19 protein-coding genes and 1 pseudogene are annotated in these 18,405 nt (G+C 58.4%); 12 read left to right on the forward strand and 8 right to left on the reverse strand.

Annotated features, from left to right (window positions below; translation table 11 throughout):
• Entirely contained in the window at positions 1–309 is a 309-nt protein-coding gene (locus tag EXE52_RS18640; protein WP_241988183.1) for a hypothetical protein, read from the reverse strand.
• Here EXE52_RS18640 and EXE52_RS00185 point away from each other — a divergent pair.
• Positions 205–2,433, forward strand: coding sequence for a hypothetical protein (locus EXE52_RS00185; protein WP_394347639.1), 2,229 nt, complete (start codon positions 205–207; stop codon positions 2,431–2,433). The genes EXE52_RS18640 and EXE52_RS00185 overlap by 105 nt on opposite strands.
• 35 nt (positions 2,434–2,468) lie before the next feature.
• Here EXE52_RS00185 and EXE52_RS00190 read toward each other — a convergent pair.
• Positions 2,469–3,521, reverse strand: a pseudogene (locus EXE52_RS00190) (Fic family protein).
• A 340-nt stretch (positions 3,522–3,861) separates the two neighbouring features.
• Between EXE52_RS00190 and EXE52_RS00195 the strand changes: the two are divergent.
• Positions 3,862–4,209, forward strand: a complete 348-nt coding sequence (locus tag EXE52_RS00195) for a hypothetical protein (RefSeq protein WP_080508537.1) — start codon at positions 3,862–3,864, stop codon at positions 4,207–4,209.
• 144 nt (positions 4,210–4,353) lie between these two features.
• Here the strand turns inward: EXE52_RS00195 and EXE52_RS18650 are convergent, their stop codons facing one another.
• Positions 4,354–4,644, reverse strand: coding sequence for a winged helix-turn-helix domain-containing protein (locus tag EXE52_RS18650; protein WP_080508538.1), 291 nt, complete (start codon positions 4,642–4,644; stop codon positions 4,354–4,356).
• A gap of 403 nt (positions 4,645–5,047) precedes the next feature.
• Here EXE52_RS18650 and EXE52_RS00205 point away from each other — a divergent pair, with 403 nt between their 5' ends.
• Together EXE52_RS00205 and EXE52_RS00210 are read left to right on the forward strand one after the other, a co-directional pair.
• A complete protein-coding gene (locus EXE52_RS00205; RefSeq protein ID WP_137703384.1) occupies positions 5,048–5,374 on the forward strand; it encodes a PadR family transcriptional regulator in 327 nt (108 codons plus the stop codon).
• A complete protein-coding gene (locus tag EXE52_RS00210) occupies positions 5,371–5,850 on the forward strand; it encodes a hypothetical protein (protein WP_080508540.1) in 480 nt (159 codons plus the stop codon). The genes EXE52_RS00205 and EXE52_RS00210 overlap by 4 nt, the downstream gene beginning before the upstream one ends.
• A gap of 740 nt (positions 5,851–6,590) precedes the next feature.
• Here the strand turns inward: EXE52_RS00210 and EXE52_RS19075 are convergent.
• Entirely contained in the window at positions 6,591–7,211 is a 621-nt protein-coding gene (locus EXE52_RS19075; protein ID WP_308203698.1) for a hypothetical protein, read from the reverse strand.
• Between the two features lie 51 nt (positions 7,212–7,262).
• Here EXE52_RS19075 and EXE52_RS19080 point away from each other — a divergent pair, with 51 nt between their 5' ends.
• From EXE52_RS19080 to EXE52_RS00225, 3 genes are all read left to right on the forward strand, one after another.
• The gene (locus EXE52_RS19080) at positions 7,263–8,024 is read left to right on the forward strand and encodes a hypothetical protein (RefSeq protein ID WP_321167067.1); all 762 of its coding nucleotides are present in this window, start codon (positions 7,263–7,265) and stop codon (positions 8,022–8,024) included.
• Positions 8,025–8,743: 719 nt separating this feature from the next.
• Entirely contained in the window at positions 8,744–8,965 is a 222-nt protein-coding gene (locus EXE52_RS00220; RefSeq protein ID WP_199239125.1) for a hypothetical protein, read from the forward strand.
• Between the two features lie 160 nt (positions 8,966–9,125).
• Positions 9,126–9,779, forward strand: coding sequence for a hypothetical protein (locus EXE52_RS00225; RefSeq protein ID WP_049929717.1), 654 nt, complete (start codon positions 9,126–9,128; stop codon positions 9,777–9,779).
• 8 nt (positions 9,780–9,787) lie between these two features.
• Here the strand turns inward: EXE52_RS00225 and EXE52_RS18350 are convergent, their stop codons facing one another.
• Entirely contained in the window at positions 9,788–10,327 is a 540-nt protein-coding gene (locus EXE52_RS18350; RefSeq protein ID WP_199239128.1) for a twitching motility protein PilT, read from the reverse strand.
• Between EXE52_RS18350 and EXE52_RS19085 the strand changes: the two genes are divergently transcribed.
• Complete coding sequence (locus EXE52_RS19085; RefSeq protein ID WP_080508549.1) at positions 10,238–10,624, forward strand: transcriptional regulator; 387 nt, start codon at positions 10,238–10,240, stop codon at positions 10,622–10,624. The genes EXE52_RS18350 and EXE52_RS19085 overlap by 90 nt on opposite strands.
• A 601-nt stretch (positions 10,625–11,225) precedes the next feature.
• Here the strand turns inward: EXE52_RS19085 and EXE52_RS18950 are convergent.
• Positions 11,226–11,351 (reverse strand): hypothetical protein, encoded by a 126-nt coding sequence (locus EXE52_RS18950; RefSeq protein ID WP_255510307.1) that lies wholly within the window; start codon positions 11,349–11,351, stop codon positions 11,226–11,228.
• 86 nt (positions 11,352–11,437) lie between these two features.
• Between EXE52_RS18950 and EXE52_RS00240 the strand changes: the two genes are divergently transcribed.
• The 4 genes from EXE52_RS00240 to EXE52_RS00255 all read left to right on the forward strand — a co-directional run bounded on the left by EXE52_RS00240 (position 11,438) and on the right by EXE52_RS00255 (position 15,550).
• Positions 11,438–12,313, forward strand: coding sequence for a TrmB family transcriptional regulator (locus EXE52_RS00240; protein ID WP_137703385.1), 876 nt, complete (start codon positions 11,438–11,440; stop codon positions 12,311–12,313).
• Between the two features lie 90 nt (positions 12,314–12,403).
• Positions 12,404–13,552 (forward strand): NAD-dependent epimerase/dehydratase family protein, encoded by a 1,149-nt coding sequence (locus EXE52_RS00245; protein WP_137703386.1) that lies wholly within the window; start codon positions 12,404–12,406, stop codon positions 13,550–13,552.
• Entirely contained in the window at positions 13,545–14,528 is a 984-nt protein-coding gene (locus tag EXE52_RS00250; protein WP_137703387.1) for an NAD(P)-dependent oxidoreductase, read from the forward strand. The genes EXE52_RS00245 and EXE52_RS00250 overlap by 8 nt, the downstream gene beginning before the upstream one ends.
• Positions 14,525–15,550 (forward strand): NAD(P)-dependent oxidoreductase, encoded by a 1,026-nt coding sequence (locus EXE52_RS00255; protein ID WP_137703388.1) that lies wholly within the window; start codon positions 14,525–14,527, stop codon positions 15,548–15,550. The genes EXE52_RS00250 and EXE52_RS00255 overlap by 4 nt, the downstream gene beginning before the upstream one ends.
• 167 nt (positions 15,551–15,717) lie before the next feature.
• Here the strand turns inward: EXE52_RS00255 and EXE52_RS00260 are convergent, their stop codons facing one another.
• Both EXE52_RS00260 and EXE52_RS00265 read right to left on the reverse strand, forming a co-directional pair.
• Positions 15,718–16,563 carry a hypothetical protein gene (locus EXE52_RS00260; protein ID WP_137703389.1) on the reverse strand — a complete coding sequence of 282 codons (846 nt, stop codon included), beginning with the start codon at positions 16,561–16,563 and terminating at the stop codon, positions 15,718–15,720.
• A 278-nt stretch (positions 16,564–16,841) separates the two neighbouring features.
• Complete coding sequence (locus EXE52_RS00265) at positions 16,842–18,230, reverse strand: sulfatase-like hydrolase/transferase (protein ID WP_137703390.1); 1,389 nt, start codon at positions 18,228–18,230, stop codon at positions 16,842–16,844.
• Positions 18,231–18,405: the final 175 nt, after the last annotated feature.

Genomic DNA, 18,405 nt, shown 5'->3' on the forward strand with positions numbered 1-18,405 from the left:
TCAGGCGTTGCTGTGCCTATCTGTGCTTGCCGTCGTGATACCGACGCAGGAATCCACCATCAGATAATGCAACGAAACCCCAGCAGCCGACTGTATGTTGATAAAAACGGGAATCTTCGGGCGTATCGGCTTGATGCCGTTCGACTGATCTTCCCTGGGATTGCCGACGATACCGACGAGCGGCGCCTCGATGGCCTGCTGCCGTTGGACGATGTCGCCGAAGATATTCTTGACGAGTACGGGATCGACCTGCTTGAGTTGTTGACGTGGCCCGGGAAAGCCCAGCAGGAGTATTTCCTGATCGGCCACAGTAGCCAGGGCAGAGCAGACTCCCGACTTAAGAATCCGGAGGAATCGGAATCAGACACTACCGATGACGCTGATGTGAGTACCACGGACACGCAAACGACGCTCTCAGCCGCAACCGACGGTGGCAACGGTGAAGACGATGCCGACAGTGAGGGTGACACTACGGGATCGTCGGACGGAGAGCCCGACCAACCCGTCTCAGACGGGCGAGACGGAGACCGAGACACGCGGGCTGAGCGCATCAAAGCGATCGTCGACGATCACTACGGTGATAAACTCGGCACTGAGATCTGTACCGTCGATCTCGGCCCCATCGGGAAGATGCCGGTTCCCACAAGTCGGCTGCTCCAACCGGCAAATCTCTCGATCACGTCGCCAGAGGTCTCTCGAAAGTCCGCGACGGCTGACCTCGTTCACGACCTCAACGACGAACGGATTTCGTATCTACACCAGAGTCTGCTGGGGCCGGCCGGGAGTTCGGCGCCGCACGATTATCTCATTACCTCACGACTCGCGCCGTTTGGAACCGGCCACGGGATCGTCACCGAAGACGACCTCACGCGGCATGTTGAGGCGGACAACGACTACCGAATCTCCGATTACGTGCCGGGGCCGTCCACAGATAACTGGGGGCTCCCAATCGAGAAACACAAGCGATACGCGAACAAGCAGACCACACACCCGTCGCAACTCGAACAGCTCGATGAGATGAGCCTCCGCGATGGATCGATCGAAGCACTTGCTGCGGGCGACCCCGAGTTCCGCGCGATGCTTGGTGGGCGCGTCCATAACGACGATCGCTACGAAGAACTCTTCGGGGCCTACGGCCGGATCCCAATTGAGAAATCCGAACTGAAACACTTCTTCGCCGCCCTCCCCACGTATTTCGAGGCGAGTTCGTTTGGCCGACTCACGACCATCGATGAACCAGACTTCTCGACGGAGCAACTCGGGAGCCATGCACCCGGTACGCGTCAGTCCTACGGCACGGATCATCCCGGTGATTCGACAACACTGTCTGACAGCTCTGACGAAGAGTCAGACAGGCACAAAGAGTTGGTCATCGAGCGGATCAAGTTTCTCCTTCGGCACGGTCACAAGATTATAGCCGTGGATCAGGACGTTATCGAGGTTGACCTCTCAGATCCCGATCCAACCGAGTCACAATATCTGAGCGGCGAGTCTCGGCCTGATATTGTGAGCAAAAAAGACGGCGAGATTCTCTTTCATGAGATCGAAGTCGAAAACGACTCGAAGCCGGCAGCGCTGCTCACGAATCTCGCACGGGGCGTCTATCACGATCATCCTGTTCACGTCATCACCGAATCCCAGTCTGAGGCGCAAGGCAAACTGTGGTCGGATCCGCCCACCGCCAAAGATGGTCCTGTCAGTATGGCATTCAAAGACACTGACGAGAGAGGGACAATCATGTACAACCAACAGAAAGATGTCTCGACTGAAGCGTGCTGGTATCTCTTGCCCCGCGATCTCTCCGAATCAACGTGGCGGGTACTACCAACGGATACTGTCCAGTTGGTTGGCAAAGACGGATCCATCCTCGCAGAAGGCGACGCGGAACAGCCGGTTGAGTCGTACGAGTTCCACACGCCCCGCGTGAAAAAAGACGGCAGCGACTGGGTACTGGAGTCGGCCTCCGGCGAGGAACTTCGCCGGCGACGGACAAAAGACGCCGCCACAAGCGGCTACACGTTCGTCTGGAAGCCGCTTATTCCGACGCAGTTCGAGTACCTCGCGAACACGACCGTCGAGTTCCAGTCGGAGAACGGCTTCACGATCTTCGAGAAGCCCCCGCTGTGGGAGCAACCACAGCAAAACGCGTCAATTCGGTACGAAGATGCTGCGAAAGCATTCGTCGAGTTATTCACGATCGAAGACGAAGGCGCCGAGATCCCAATTCCCACGCTTCGCCGGCGGTTCAAAGCCTGGTACACCGAACAGACCGATCTGAAGGAGCCGAATGAGACCTGGTTCGGGCGCGCACTCCGCGCCTACTTCGAGGTTGACGACGAGGACGATCACAACAAGACCCTCGTCGGTCGGACGTTCCGGTTCTCTGAGGGGCTCGAGTCACCGGATCTGTCCTTTATCGAGGACGCCGAGTAGAACCACACCGTTTCCGGAACCCTCCGGAAACCCAGTCAACGGTGTGGGGCGCGCTCTAGGATATCGAAGATGTCGACTGCTTTGTACTCCCGGTTGCGCTGTTGGCCAGTTACCTCGATAATCAAGCCCTCTGTTTCGACTTCTTCGATCGAGTTGTAGGCTGTCTGTCGGCTCACATTAAATCGCTCCGTAATATCGTTCGCAGTGAAGTAGGGAAGCTCGAATAGATTTCACACGAGTTTGTGACTCGTCTTTTGAGCCGAATATTATGTTTCGTACTCTCGGCGAAGTTCGATCAGCTCGAACGTCCGCTCGTAGGAATTGCGGGCTTGATCTTCAATGCCGTCAATAAAGAACGTAATCCAGTCACGCCAGTTGCCCTCTTCGCTGACCGCCCGCATCTTTACAACGTACTCCTGCTTGTTCCGATTGAAATAGGCACTCGGATAGAGATACAGATCGGACAGATAGCTGGCCTCGAGGAGTTGTAACACGATCAAGATGCGTCCAAGGCGCCCATTGACATCTGAACAGGGGTGAATTGTCTCGAAATGGTAATGAGTGATCGCCAGGTCAACTAACGGGTGATACTCGCCCCCTATCTGAATGTACGCCTCCAGTAAGTCCATTAACTCTGTGACGGTACTTGCTGGCGGCGGGACAAACGGCGACTGACTTCGGTGTGGTGACGGAATGTGAACGTCGCTATCTCGCCACTCTCCGACAATTTCACCTTCATTCCGGACCCCTTTGAGAAGTGTTTCATGGAGGGATTTGAGTAGTGCTACCGAGATCGACACTCCGCTTTTGATCGCATCAGCCCCGTCTCTGAGAGCTTGTTCAGCGTTGAGTGCTTGTTGTAAGTCACGACTTACATTCTCGGTGTCGCCGGACTTGCCTCGTGTGTGATACGCGTACACCTCATCCATATCGACATCTGCGCCTTCAATTTCGGCAGTTTCGAGAGCCTCGAGGCTGAGAAGCGACGTGTACAACACCGACGAGAAATCGGTTGTTGGACTGACTCCATCAATGCGACCGAGCGGAAACGTCGCGTCCGATATCGTCGCTGTGAACTCGTCATCGATCTCGATTGGGGATTAGACGGACAACTTCTCTGGAATGTAGTAGGGACGAGGATGTGACTCCCGGTAGTGTCCCGGTGCCTCCGAAAGCAAATATTGCGTTCTCATTTTGAATTAGATTTTGTGTGACGTGTCTTAATCATACTATTTATAAACTAGTTTGAATAGTGGGTGCCATATCTGACACTAAGTGTAACGGGCCGTCGCTCCGCTAGCCCGTACAGGTCACAGGGTCCGATCGTATCCGCTTCCAGTAGTCGTGGAATCGCAGTCTAACGATACTCCTGAGCGATCAAAGTACCATGCTAGGATTCACGGATCTGTACTATAAAACCCAACATGTATGAGCGAATCTAATGATCACACCCCATTCCCGGTCCTTCCTGATACGGACGAGTATACAGTCCTCAGCTTTCTCGTCCGATACAGCGGTGAGCGCTTTACTCCACCTGAGATCGTCGAGCAGACGACTGTTAGTGAACGAGAAATTTCCGAAACGATGGAGTACTTACTCGAACACCAACTCATCTGCCACTCTGCGGAGACCTACTACGTCGATCCAGATCAAGGACCTGAACTCAAACGCAGACTCAAATCAATTGATGCTGTGGTACGTCTGTTTGAATATACACCCGATGATGATATCTATAGTGAAGGAGGGTGGGAGGACCAAGTGGAATCGATACTGTAGTATATTCGGTTCCTCAGCGAAAAGACCCAGATCTAGAGCCCGAGAGTGGAGATCGCACGAGGCATTTTTGAGTCACCGCAGTCGTACTGGTTTCGAACACGGTAGTTTGGTCAGCCACCGTGATCAGTACATTCAGCTTCCCGTTCAGGCCGTGTCGTGATCTCCCGTCTCTTCGTCGAGATACCGCCAATCTTCAGTGTCCAAACGACCTTCGAGATACGCCTCGCCGTCTTCAGTGATCACATAGACCCCATTTCCAAGATGATCGACTAATCCCTCTTCAGCTAATTTCTTACATCTCCGATCCACTTGTTGACGTGAATATCGGATTGGACCTTCTCGCTTCATCTTGGTGGGTGACCCAGATTTATGCTCAGATAGATACTCTAGAATACGGTCATCTGCCGCAGTCATCCAACTACCCGCATATCTCATAGGTCTTTCTGTTGTTCCAAGGTCTATATTACGGTCGGATCGCACTCTTGAGTATTGGTGGCTACTAGAATTGTCGCCGTCATATTAATAAGACAAGAGCGTATGTGATTAATCACGGAACCCAAGTGACGAATCTTCGGCTCGTGAGAAAGTGTAGAAACCCCGACCGCGGTGCTCCAACACCCGGCCGGGACGGGTTCTGTGCAGTAACACAGAACCATGCTAACGCTGGCAACTGCGGGGCTTAAGCCCTGCGAGACGACTGACGGATCGAACAGCAACAGCACCACCTGTCGCCGTTGTACAAACACCGCTGATGGGTACGACGTTGTCGTCGATGGCCCACTCTGTACGACATGCGCTGAAACACGCAGTGTCGACGAAGAGACCGTGGAGGGGGACGATGCCTAACTCCCACGCCGAAAGCGACACCGCACATCCACTCGCCGGTCTCTCAGCCACCCACCGCGACCTGCTCTGGCTACTCTCACAGACTGGCCCGAGTGAACTCCCTCCACTCCGGCAAGCACTCGCCGACTACTACACCGACGGTATCGATCGAACCCACTGCTGTGACACACTTGAGGCTCTCAGAGAACGCGACCTCATTGCCAAACAGACCTACGACACCACCACGTACCGGCTCACCGAGTCGGCTCGACGCGCACTGTCTGCCCGGCAAGCGTGGCAGGCTGGCAATCTTTCCACCACGGAGAGGGAGGACGAATGACGCGGCCCACCGCCGACAGGACAGTCGCAGATCGCCAGCAACTCGCACGCATCTCACTCGATACCGACAACCTGATCTGCCAAGTGTGCGGGCAACCGCTTCAGGAGGGTGCCGACGTCACCGCCTACGCCTACCGAGCGGCAGGTGACCCCGCGTACGAAATCGGCTACGTCATGTGCGGAGGCGACGGTCACGAACATCCGACCGTCTTCACCCGCGGGGTTCGCGAGGAGGTTCTCATAGGTCACATCGGAACCTGTGCTGACGTGCGTACCCAGTCGACGACGTACATCCTCCTCGATCCAACCGTTGTCGTCAGGAGTCCGGCAAGGAGCTCGGAGCCGCACGTCCAGTCGGCCGCTCCAACACCCCGCACCCCAATCCACCCACCACAGCAGGAGCCAACGCCGTTGCTTACTGCCGTTCGCGAGCACGCCCGCTCTGATGGTGGTACGCCACGTGGAGGATCGGAATGATCCTGGCCGCTGTCGCCCACCAGCACATTCGTCGGTGATCGCTCGTGGGACCACGCCAGCCTGCGGGTCGTGAGCGGGGGATCCGGCTCATTAGCCATGAGACGGAGCGTTCCACCGAGGGACCCGTCTGTTCAGCGGTCTCGCCGCGGCTGACCGAGTGGGTTCCACAGCTACTCAGTGAGCTCCACCCGCACACCGAACGGACGATCCGTACCTCCGCTACCGACACAGATCCGTGACGCGCAAGTACACAAATCCTCTCGGAAAACTGCCCAGCGTGGCAGGATCTCGACCAGCCGTGGACCGATGATGTCGCCGAAGGCGTCGCGTACACCCGCGCGGTCACGGCACTCGCGCTCACCTATGAGGATGACCCCGTCAAGGAATGCTCATCGCATCACCGCCACCGACATGACGAGCTGGCTGACACCGTCACCACCATCGGGACGGGCCGTGGCCCAGTCAATGCCGGTCTCGGCGCACTCGCGAAGGGACCGGTCGCAGTACACCGCGAACTCGCCGACCAGCCTCGCGTCCTCACACTCTTGTTGGACGGCGAGGCGTGGACCACGCTCACGGGTCGACGCACGGGCGTCCGCGCAGTCGCGGCGATCACCGTGCTCGCCGACGGATTCAATGTGAGACTCGTCGCCTCGCCCGCCGTGCGACGACACCTCGCCAAGCGGTATCCTGAGTGGACCGGGATTCACCTCGGTCTTACTGAGCGCCGGGATCGGTCCCTACAGGGTAGGCGTTCCACGCAGTGTACTCCCACCGAGACCACGGTCGATACGGTTTGGGAGGCGATCTGTGATCTCGATAGCGAGCCGGGAAAACGACGCCTCCTCAGCAATCTCAAGCGCGCCAACGGTCGAGCCTATCGCGACCTCGCTCACGACGACGCGATCGATATCGCTCACGGCACCGTCAGCCGGTACGTCCTCGACCTCGAAGCGCGCGGCCTTGCGAGTGTCGACAGTCGCGGCCAGCACAACACCGTCCGGCTCACCGATCTGGGCCACTTGGCCGTCCAAGAGTGCCTCGACGGCGACTCTGCCCTCGTTCACCCGAATCAGCCTCGACTCGATGGGGGTCTTACTGTAACCCCTCACGAACTCACAAGTACAGTGTCGTCCCACCGGAGGGGACCAGAAGTGACTCCCAGTAGCGACGAGTGGCTGGCGACGACCGGCGACCCAGACGCGGACGCTGACTACGTCCAGTAGCTCACCGGCCCGGAGCGCACCTGCGACCACCGGCTTCACGAGCGATTCGCCACCGTCGCCACTGACGACGCGCTCACGCTCGTCGACGACCAGCCGCACTCGTTCGACGACGGCCGTGTCGCGTACCTCAGTCACAGAAACGGTGAGACGCTCATCGTCCTCTAGTGGGGCGGGCCCCTCGCCACTTTGGGACGTCTCGCGGGCACCTTACTGGGCGAGAAGGCACTCTCGACAATTCTGACGCCCTCGCGACTCGGCCACGAATTCGACGCGATCGATGAAGGCACCCACGAGTATCCCACCGACCGCATCCTCCGCCGGGGCCACCAAGTCGGGTGGTACAGCGACGAGGAAACCACCTACGGGGCGTGGCGCGATCGGATCACGACCGTTCGCGACCGCCTCCTTGAACGAGTCGCCGCGCTCATAGGGAGTGATGACACCGCCGCGCGCAGCGAACTGTTTGAAGATCTCCACAGCCTCATCGCCTCGGCGACGCAGCTGTACCACGCGGTCGGCATCGATCTCACAACGACGATCAGGATCTCCGACACCGACGCGCTCGCTCGCAACGAGACTCGGCGTGCGGACCTCTGTGGGTTCCTCGCCAAAACGGCGCCCAAACAGTCCGTCTACGGGATCCACTCTGGGTACCGGATGCTGTTCGAAGACCGGCCCGCAAAGCTGTGCCGGCGGCTCCCCTCCGAAATCGATCGCAACGCGACGATGGATCTCACGATGTCGTGGGTGCTCACCGGTCCGACGGTCACTGAGCTCCGCGACGAGATCGCTGACACCCTCTCGACAGAGCTCACGACGGTCCGCGAGGCGATCGCCGATGGCACCGAAGCCGCACCGACTCTCGAGATTCCGGTCGTCGACGGGATGACCTACCCCGCCATCCGGCGGGTGATCGACGAAATTGCGATGAGCCACAGTGTTCAGTAGACCGCCCGCGAGCGCCAGCGGCTAGTTCGGGTGTGTCTGCGCTCGTTCGGCCTGTCGGACACGACCCCAAGAGCGTGTCCGTACGACGTTGTAGCGAGCCTCCTGCGAGCGCTGAACGAGTCTCGGACGCCGATGTGTCTCGACGTGGAACGGGCGGCGGCCACGCTCCCGCCCACGCGCTTCCGGCCCGATCTCACGCCGACGGCCACCACCCTGTACGCCGCCCTGCTTCGCGCCGGCCGGCCGCTCGGTCGGACCGACCTGATCGAGCGAGCCGGCATCTCGGCGAATAGCTACGATCGCCGTCTGAGTGCCGTCCGCAATCTCGGTCGAGTGGTTGCCGTCCAGGTGGATGGCCACCGCCGGTGGAGCACCGGCGACGCGGCGCCAGCGCCGGTCGGTCACTCACGCTCCACCAGCAAGGGGTTCATACAGGGCAGGGGCAGCTCCACCTCGACGCCGCTGGTGCCGTCTCGGCGGCCAGCTACTCTTGTGGAAGTCCGTGGTGTTCAGACGGAGCTCCAGCCACGAAGGCATACGTCGCTTCCGGCGGGTCAAAACTGGCACCCATGGGCAGTCGCGAGCGTTCACCCCGACCAGCCGTCGCGAGTCGCACAGATCGCTCACCACTCCCTCGAACATCCAATGACGAACCCACCCACCTCGACGACAGTCGCATCGACGACAAACGCACAGCCGACGACGAGCGAGGATCCGCAATGAGCGGCCCGGCGATCGACCTCGAGACAACGCTCGGCGCGCGGCGAGAACCGTTCGTCCGGGAGTTGCGTGATCGGCTGCTGCTGTTGCACCGTCGAAGCTCCCTCGACATCGAGGCGCCGGTGTTCTCTGGAGCAAGCTACGGCCCGTGTTACCTCCCCGATCGGACGGGCAACAGCGAGGACGTCGGCGCCCGTGACAACGACTACGAGATTAGGTGAAAATGGTCCCTAAAGGGTTGTGTAACCGTCGATATTCATTTTTTCACCAGTATCGTGAAACAGTATTTTTAGCATGGGGATCTATGAATGTGTCGACCGATCGGCGATGTTCGATCCGTCATAACCCGCATGTGTTTATGGCCTGATCCTTCGAGTGCCGATGAACGGCAAGCACACAGCTGAGACAGTCGAAAAGTACGCGGCCCGGAAGTCCCTCACACGGACTATGCGGGAGATGTCGAAAGAACCGCACACCGTATCGCACGTTACCGGATCGGAAATTACCACGACCGCGCTCGAAGACGATGGAGTCGATCACATCGAGAGTCTGCTTGAGAGGACAGAGGTGTGGCGGATCGAACCCTGCCTCAACGATATCACGGCGGCCGTCGAGATCGCTGAGACGGTCGTCGCTCATCCAGACACGATCAACACGGAGGTGCGGATCTGCTACGCAGACGATGACACGATCCGCGACCTCCAGCTCTTGGAGACGGACGGCTCACAGAGAGAGGCATATGAGACTGCCGTCGCACAGTTCATCTCCGTGTTCACCGAGCACGCGGAGGGGGAGTCACTCAGTATTGACGAGCTGTCCGACGGCCTGAATCGCTGGTATTCGAACCTGACTGGCAACTCAATCGGTCCGTCGTGGATTAGTCGATCGCTTCTAAGTCTCGATATCGAGGTGAGCGACCTTGCGATCTCCGATCGGCGTTGGGCCGACGGTGCCCAGATATTGACGTCCGTCCGGCGCCCAACAGGAGATTCTGAACCTCTCGACGCGGCGGCTATATATGTACGACAGGGATGACCCTATCTTCAGTACCGATCGAGAAACGCAGCGAATTCGCGGGCCGGCGATCGGAATCCCGCCTCGTCGATCCAGCGTTTGAAGTGCGTATCTGCGGTCTCCGCATCGAGGTCGCCTGACTCGATGGCCCGGATGAGAACGCCGGTCGACCCGGTCACCGCCACTTCGCGTCGGCTCGCGATCTCGCGTGCGTCGCCATCGTCGGTGACTATCGTGCCGTCGCTCGCGTCGGCGACCGCCAGCGCTTGCGTCTCTCCCGGATCGAGGGTCTCACGCAGTTCCGCTTCGATACGCGCCGCCGCGAGTGACGGCGCAACGACCGGGACGGTTGCGTCGAGGGCCGTGAGGGCCGTGTCGAGATACGGGTGCGTTTCGACCCCCGATTCGAACTCTCGTTCGACGGCAGCAACGGTGACGACGCGGGGAAGGCTCGCGAGGAGGTCGAGTTTCCATCGACGCTGCGTATCACCTCGCTCCCAGCTGAACAGGCGCAGGCGGCGGCAGTAAATCGCGCTGAACAGTGGGAACAGGGCGATGATATCCCACACGTCGTCAACTTCGAAGATCGTGCTCGGCTTCGTCAGCTTCTCACGGATCGGCAGATGGAGCTACTCGAAGAGGTGATGGAGCGACCACCGGAGAGCATCCGTTCACCGGCCGACCGACTCGATCGTGACGTACACGATGTTCACGACGATCTCAACCTGCTGGCTGAGTACGACATCATCCACTTCGAAGAGGGGGGTCGTGCGAAGAAACCGTATGTCCCGTACGACACGGTCCGGCTTGAGTTTGAGTTTGGCCTGCCGCGCGATGAAGGGTCAGGCTCGGCCGCATCCGCGTGAGCTGTAAGTTGTTTCAGGAGATATGCTCTGAGAGTCCTGTTTATAAGCCCGGTGGGGGTGGCGGGCTGACAAGAAAATCCCGCTATGTGATGAGCGACCATACAGAACAGACGCCGGACAGCGGCGTCAACAATGAAAAGCAAGATGACGAACCGTTCGCGATCGAGTACACGCCTACACGCGCAGGTCGATGTCGAACACGATTTGAACCACGCTCGGACGGCCCGGGCTGGTGGCGGATCGAAGACAAGTGGACCGGCTGTACGTGGCGGCCGGTCGGCCGTGAACCAGTTGAGGATATCTGTCTCCACGACGGACGGGTCAGCGATCTGGGGGGTTCGAGTGAAGCAACTACAGACCGTCGTGATGAGTGACGAGACGTACGACGGACCCGGCGAGGGGTCGGAACTCTCACTGCTCCGCGATGATGACGTGTTCTACTTGCTGAGCCATCATCGCAAGCGGGCCGTCTTGTTGCTACTTGCGGCTGCCCCGCATTCGCGGGTTCATCTACAACAAGTGGCCCAGACGCTCACCGCGCTTGAGGAGGACTGTACACTAGATCAGGTAGACGGCCGTCAGTTCGGTATCGGTGGCGAGCTCACTCTCCAGTTGGCTCTTCATCGCGATCGTCCGAGAGGCGCTCCCAGATCTCAGTACAGCCCGCTCCATCAGGAATGTCAGCGAGGTGAGCGTCATCTTCTTCAGAGGGCGTCTGGTTACTCATCTTCTGAGTAACCGTATTAGTGGATAGCATATAATTGTTCCGGCACCACCAGTACGTACTTATGGAACAAATGAGGACGAGCATCTATGACTGATTCCGCAGACGACCTCTTTTCGTTGCTTGATCTGACGGAGTACGAAGCCGACGCGTTAGAGGAACTGCTACTGTTGGGGCGGACAACAGCGCCCGACCTCGCTGAGGCGACTGGCATCCCAAAGGCGCGGATCTACGGCGTACTCGACGCGCTCTCAGAGGCGGGGTACCTAAAGGTGATTCCGGGTCGGCCGAAACAGTACGAGCCACACGAGCCGGCAGCGATCGCTGAGCGGGCGGTCGAAAACCGCCGGCACACATATGAGCGGTTCCGTGAGGATGTTGAGGCCGTCGAGGAAGCGTTCGTTGATGAATACACACCAGTCCGGGACCGCGGCGTTGATGAACTCAGCCCGACAGAGGACCTATTTTACGTGGTTGACGTGGGCGAGCCGAGCGAACGGGAGACGCGGCGGCTCTTTCGCGACGCAGCGGAGGCGGTGTACGTGCTTTCGAAGAGCTTTGGGTACATTGACGCGGTCCGGCCTGCGATCCGAAATGCGGTTGACCGCGGCGTCACGGTCGACGTCCTGTTGTTACACCCTGACTCGTTGTCGCCAGACAATCGGCAACGGCAGGCCGAGATCCGTGAACTGCTCGCCAACGAGTTCCCGTCAGTTACTGTCCGCGTTAGCGACCGCATGCTGCCATGGCGGGGCACGTTCGTTGACCCGAGTCTCTCGTATGAGTCGGGCCAAGGACTGCTTATGGTCGAACAAGAAGAGGTGCCGAACCACCATCGACAGGCCGCCGTTACCGAGAACCCATCGTTCGTAGCCGGGATGTGGCAGTATTTCGACCTACTGTGGCGCCATGAGAGCGTTCCAGCTGACCCAGACCCATCAGCCAGCGATACCGTTAGGGAGTGAGGCGACCGCCGCGATTCTGAATGGGGCGTTACCAGCGAACAGGATCAACCGGAAAGCCTTTACTCGTAGTTACTCGACTATCGAGTAACCATGACGGTCCTACTCACCGGTGCCGATGGCTATCTCGGCTGGCCGACCGCGCTGCGACTGGCGGATCGCCTCGACGAGCGCATCGTCTGCGTCGACGACTTCTCGCGGCGCGACTGGGTCGCCGAGTCGGGGAGCGTTTCCGCGACGCGAATCGAGAGCCCCGAGGAGCGCTTCGAGCGCGTCGAGAACCTCAGCTTGGTCGAGGGCGACCTCGCCGATCGCGACTTCGTCCTCCAACTGCTGGACACTCACGAGCCCGACACCGTGCTCCACACGGCCGCTCAGCCCAGCGCGCCCTACTCGTCGATCAACGGCGAGCGCGCGCTGTACACCCAGCGCAATAACGTCTCGATGACGTTGAACCTCCTCCACGGGCTCCACGAGACGGGGCTGTCGGACACCCACTTCATCGAGACGACGACCACCGGCATCTACGGTGCGCCGCACTTCCCGATCCCGGAGGGCGGGCTCGAAGTCGACCGGAAGGGGGGGACAGACGAGGTGCCGTTCCCGGCGATGGGCGGTAGCTGGTACCACCAGACGAAGTCGTTCGACGCGGCGAACATGCGGCTCGCGGAGTCGCAGTTCGACTTCCCGATGAGCGAGATCCGGACCGCTATTGTCTACGGCACCGAGACCGCAGAGACCCGCGCCCATGAGAGTCCAACGCGGTTCGACTTCGACTACTACTTCGGGACGGTCGTCAACCGGTTCTGCGCGCAGGCCGTGGCAGGGTACCCGATCACGGTGTACGGGAAAGGCGAACAGCGCAAGCCGATGGTGAGCTTAGAAGACACCGTCGAGAGCCTCGTCCGGCTCGTCGAGGAAGGCCACTCCGGTGACGACGGGATCGACATCTACAACCAGGTCACCCGACCGGTCGCCATCGTCGAGCTCGCGGAGACGATCGCCGAAGTGGGTGACGAGTTCGACCTCGACGCCGAGGTGAAACACTACGAGAACCCGCGCAACGAGGACGAAGAACACAAAATGGAGATGGAGAACGACAAGTTCCTCGAGCTGGTCGGCGGCCAGCGGCAGGAGCTCGAAGCCGGCATCCGCGACGTGCTCGGCACGCTCGTCGAAGAGCAGGACCGGATCGCGGCCCACGAGGACCGGTTCCTACCCGGCGTGCTGACCGATGAGTAAACCGGGAGACCACGCTGCCACCGACGGCCAACGGGTCCTCGTTACGGGCGGCTGCGGCTACATCGGCAGCGCGCTCGTCCCGCGACTGCTCAATGACGAACGTGTGAGTGAGGCCGTCATGCTCGACTCGCTGGCTGACGGTTCGCCCGCGCATCTCGCGGGCTATGTCGGGCCAAATTTAGATTTCCGCCGGGGTGATGTCCGCGACTACGGCGCCGTCGAGAACGCGACTCGCAGCGTCGACGCCGTGATCCACCTCGCGGCGATTACGGGCGCCGCGTCGACGCACGACCGGCGCGAGGAGACGTTCGCGGTGAACCGCGACGGCACCGAGAACGTGCTCACGGCCGCGGGGAAGTTCGACGTCGACAGCGTCGTTGTCGCCTCCTCGTGTAACAACTACGGGCGTGCGGCGAGCCGCGACATCGACGAGACGACAGAGCAGAACCCGCTGAACCCGTACGCCGAGTCGAAGGTAGCCTGCGAGCGGCTGCTCGACGAGGCGGTCGACGCCTACGACTTCGACGCGACCGCGCTCCGCATGAGCACGAACTACGGGTGGTCGCCGGGGGTCCGCTTCAACCTCGTGGTGAACCACTTCGTCTTCCGCGGGCTCACTGACCGGCCGCTGACGGTGTACGGCGACGGCTCGAACTGGCGCCCGTTCATCCACGTGCGCGACGCGGCGAGAGCGTACCTCGACGCCGCCTTGGATCCGGACGCGTGGCCCAAGCGGGTGTACAACGTCGGATCGAACGAGGGGAACTACCGCATCAGCGAAATCGCGGAAATCGTCCGCGAGGAACTGGAGCGCGACCTAGACGTGACGTATCTCGAGGACGAACAGCCCGGCCCCTCCTATCACGTGAACTTCGACCGCCTGGCCGAGACGGGCTTTGAGACGGAGTGGACGCTGCGGGAGGGGGTCCGTGATATCGCGAGGGAGCTGACCGGCACGGAGGCGACACAGGCATGACTGATACAACAGGCACCGAGGCGGACAGCAAGAGCAGCGGCAGGTCAACCGAGACGCCGACGATCGCGGTCACTGGCGCAGCCGGGTACATCGGCAGTCGCGTGATCGTCGAGTTCCAGGAGGCGTACCCCGACTGGGAGCTCATCGCGATCGACAACCAGTACCGCGGGCAGGTGGACTCGATCGGTGACGTCGACATCGAGCACGTGGACGTTCGGAACCGCGACCGGCTGGAGGACGCGCTCGCTGGCGCGGACGTGGTGTGTCACCTCGCGGCGATCAGCGGCGTCGACGACTGCGACAAGAACCCCGACCTCGCGTACGAGGTGAACGTCACCGGGACGAACAACGTGGCGTGGTTCTGCCGGAAGACGGGCGCCGCGTTGGCCTTCCCGTTCAGTATGGCCGTGTTAGGCGATCCCGAGGAGTTCCCGATCACGGCCGACCAGCCGCGGGATCCGTTGAATTGGTACGGGCGGACGAAGTTGCTCGGCGAGCGGTCGATTGAGTCGTTCGCGGACGGCGCGTTCCCTGCGCACCTCTTCTTGAAGTCGAACCTCTACGGCGAGCACGTCGTTGACGGGACGAAGGTGGGGAAACCGACCGTGATCAACTTCTTCGTGAACCGGGCGCTCGCCGGTGAGACGTTGACGGTGTACGAGCCCGGGACGCAGGCGCGGAACTTCGTTCACGTGAAGGACGTAGCGCGGGCGTACGTGCGGAGCGCGGAGCGGTTGGTGGAGCACCTTTCGAACGGTGAGACGGGGACGGAGACGTATGAGATTGCGAGTGACGAGGACATGAGCGTGATGGAGGTCGCGGAAATCGTGCGGGAAGTGTCGCGTGAAGTGCGCGGGATCGACGTGGACGTGGAGTTAGTCGAAAATCCACGGAGTGGAGAGACGATGGTAGAGGAGTTTGGAGTGGATATTTCGGCGGCGAGAGAGCAGCTCGGGTGGGATCCGGATGAGAGTGTGAACGGATCAGTTCGACATCTGTTGACTTCAAAACCCGACTCGTAAGTCATCGAGGCACCGTTAAATAAGCCTCAACGGTGACGAAAGCTGTTCACAAATAATGTATTATCGGAAGAACAATATTCTGGACGACTTCATCCAGTGTTGTACGCTAGTGTTATTGTGTAATATCCGTATATTTTCATGATCGAAATTAATATCATCTCATGAAATCACTGGCCATTGCCCGTCGAGTCCGTCGTGCCGACTCCGATAGCCCACATCGACCCACTGATTTGGTTCCGGCCGACACCCACGTCACCGTCGTACGCACAATGGATTTTCCCGTTGACTGATTGGATGTCGAGGTGATGCATTCGACCGGAGTTCCATCCCAGTCCACTGCTTCCTTCTAGCAGCGCGCCGTCGTACATCGGTCGATCCTCGTACGTCAGCGTATCCAACGAAGTAATCTCGTAGGCCCGAAGTTTGTCGCCGTACTCGGCGGTACAATCTTGGAAGAACGCGACGATGCTGTCCTCTCGCATGAGTGGGCGGCCTGCTGGACGTCCAGCACTCGGGCGATCTGTGACCACCGGGTTTTCCGGGTGTGGCGTCCAATCGGGAGCCGTCAGCGTCTTGGAGTAGTATACGCTGAGTTCGTCGTTTGAGCCGGTACCTGTGATTGCCCACCACCGGGACCCCCACTGGAAGACGATTGTGTCTTGGTACTTGTCGGGCCCGGTGATTATGTCGGCAACAGGCTCCCACTTGAGCGGAAACGATGTCGTCCGGTAGAGCCGTGCCGGAGCTCTGTAGTCGTCCGAGTTCGCAATGTCCGGAACCATGTAGATCTCATCGGCGGCGGTGAAAACGTACGGGAACGAGAGGTGGTGGTCGGCTTCGAGGGCTAGACCCGTGTGCGTCCATGACTTCCCCTCGTCGTCACTGACGGCGTGCCCGATTGCCGCCGTCGGATCGCGGTGTGGACTGAACACTTCAAAGAAGAGGTGAACGGTCCTGCCTTCTACGTGGAGAAAGGGGTCAGCGACGAATCCGAGGTTACCGTGGTTCGTCACGTCGCTGGTGCGGAAAACAGGTCCAGGCAGTTGGGCGTGTTCGAGGCGGTTCAGCGCAGTCTGTACGTCGGTTGTTCCGAGTTCGAAGGGGCGACGATTCCGGCTGGCGAGGGTATGGTGAACGCCGAGTACCCAGAGCCGAGCGAATCGTCGCAGTGCGCTAATAATTCGGTTCACCGTGTGCCTCTGGTAATCTCGGTGGATTATATTTTCTGGTTATTTTTTCTATGTCAATTTGGCAGAGCCAATTGACATATCCGTGCCAAGAATGAACTCACTCATAGATAACCGAGATCCTCCAAGTCCTCCATAACAGCATCATCTACACTCCTCGTTTTCAATTGTCGACGATACTCTTCCATCCCCACGTCGAAAAATCCGCTCTCGTCGTCCAGATTCCCCGATCGCTCTTCGATCAGTTCTTGATAGCAAGGGTCACCGAACATGAGATTGTATTTCTGTATATTACTGAGAGTATCCCAGATAAATTTCATTTCGTCGTCATATTGAACTCTCATCATCCGATTCCAATATTCGAATTCCTCGTCCGTTCCCGGAAATTTATTTTTCTTTTCTCTGTAACCAACAAGACCTTCATGTTCGGCTACAATCGGGCCACCGGTGAGATCGTCCACCTCACTCTTGTTCTGGGCAATACGGGTTATTAATTCACCCAAGTTTAATTGAGAAAAATATTTATCAACGCTCTCCGGGAACCCTTCGGGCGGATTTATGATTGATAAAGGAACATGTAATACCGATTCGGTCATGGAACCCATGTGACCGAGGAGGTTGTCGTCGTAGGAGTATCCCAAATTATGACCGTGATCGGCCGTTATTAGTACGGTTGTTTCATTTTCAGTCACTTTGCTAATATTTTCGTACAACTCTGCTACGATGCGATCAAGATAATCGATGGATGCTCCGTACAGGTCTCGATAGTGGTTGATGTACGATTCTTCGAACTCATCGCTTTCCCACACATAGTGTGATTCGCTCGACCAATTCTCAGGGGCCGAATGAAGTGAGTGATCGAGATTCTTGTGAACTCTGTGTTTTGTGTGGGCGTCCATGAAATTCATAAATATAAAAAATGGCTCTTTAGCCTGTTCAGCTTCTTCTTTCGCTATCCGACTCAGTTCGGCAGCGCCTTGATCTGGCGGCCCATTAACTGGCAGTTTGAACATCAGATCCTCAAGATCATTCCACAGGGCACGTTCTACATTTTTGTACATCGTGAAAGGGTCGCCCGACGCGAGTGTTTCTTTCAGTGCGATCAAGTACTTCTCTACGCCGGCATCCATATCGGCATTGTTTACGATCTGTTCCCATCCGGTGGTTCTGTGTCGGTCAAAGAATTTATTGAATCCGTAGTCCGGTTGTAGAAGTCCGTGATCCGTGATACAGAGTTTGTTGTAGTCTGGTAGTCGGCGTAAGAAAGTTTCACCTACACCAATATTGTCAAATGATTGATTTTCAGAGTGAACTCCGTGCTGATGGAGAAGTTGCCCTGTCAAAATACTTGCGTGGCTGGGAGTACTCCATGACGCGGCCGCCCGACACTGTTCAAAAGAGGTCTGTGATTTATGTTGTATACGTTCAGCAAACTTATCAAAGTAATCTTTTCGAACAGTATCAAGGATTATCAAAATAACATTGCGTTCCATATGTTCGTTCACTACATCGTGTGTACTTATAAGTAGCGAGGGATACTACCATTGAAAATGGCAGACATCGGTGGGAAGGTCGTGTTTAGTTAATCGTGAAAAGTGAGATGAGTGCGATTTCTACTATCCACAGCTGAAAATACGATATACACCGAACCACATAACAGCGGTGCGG

Origin of the sequence: Halorubrum sp. CGM4_25_10-8A, assembly GCF_005435025.1 — an archaeon.
Taxonomy (GTDB): domain Archaea; phylum Halobacteriota; class Halobacteria; order Halobacteriales; family Haloferacaceae; genus Halorubrum; species Halorubrum ezzemoulense.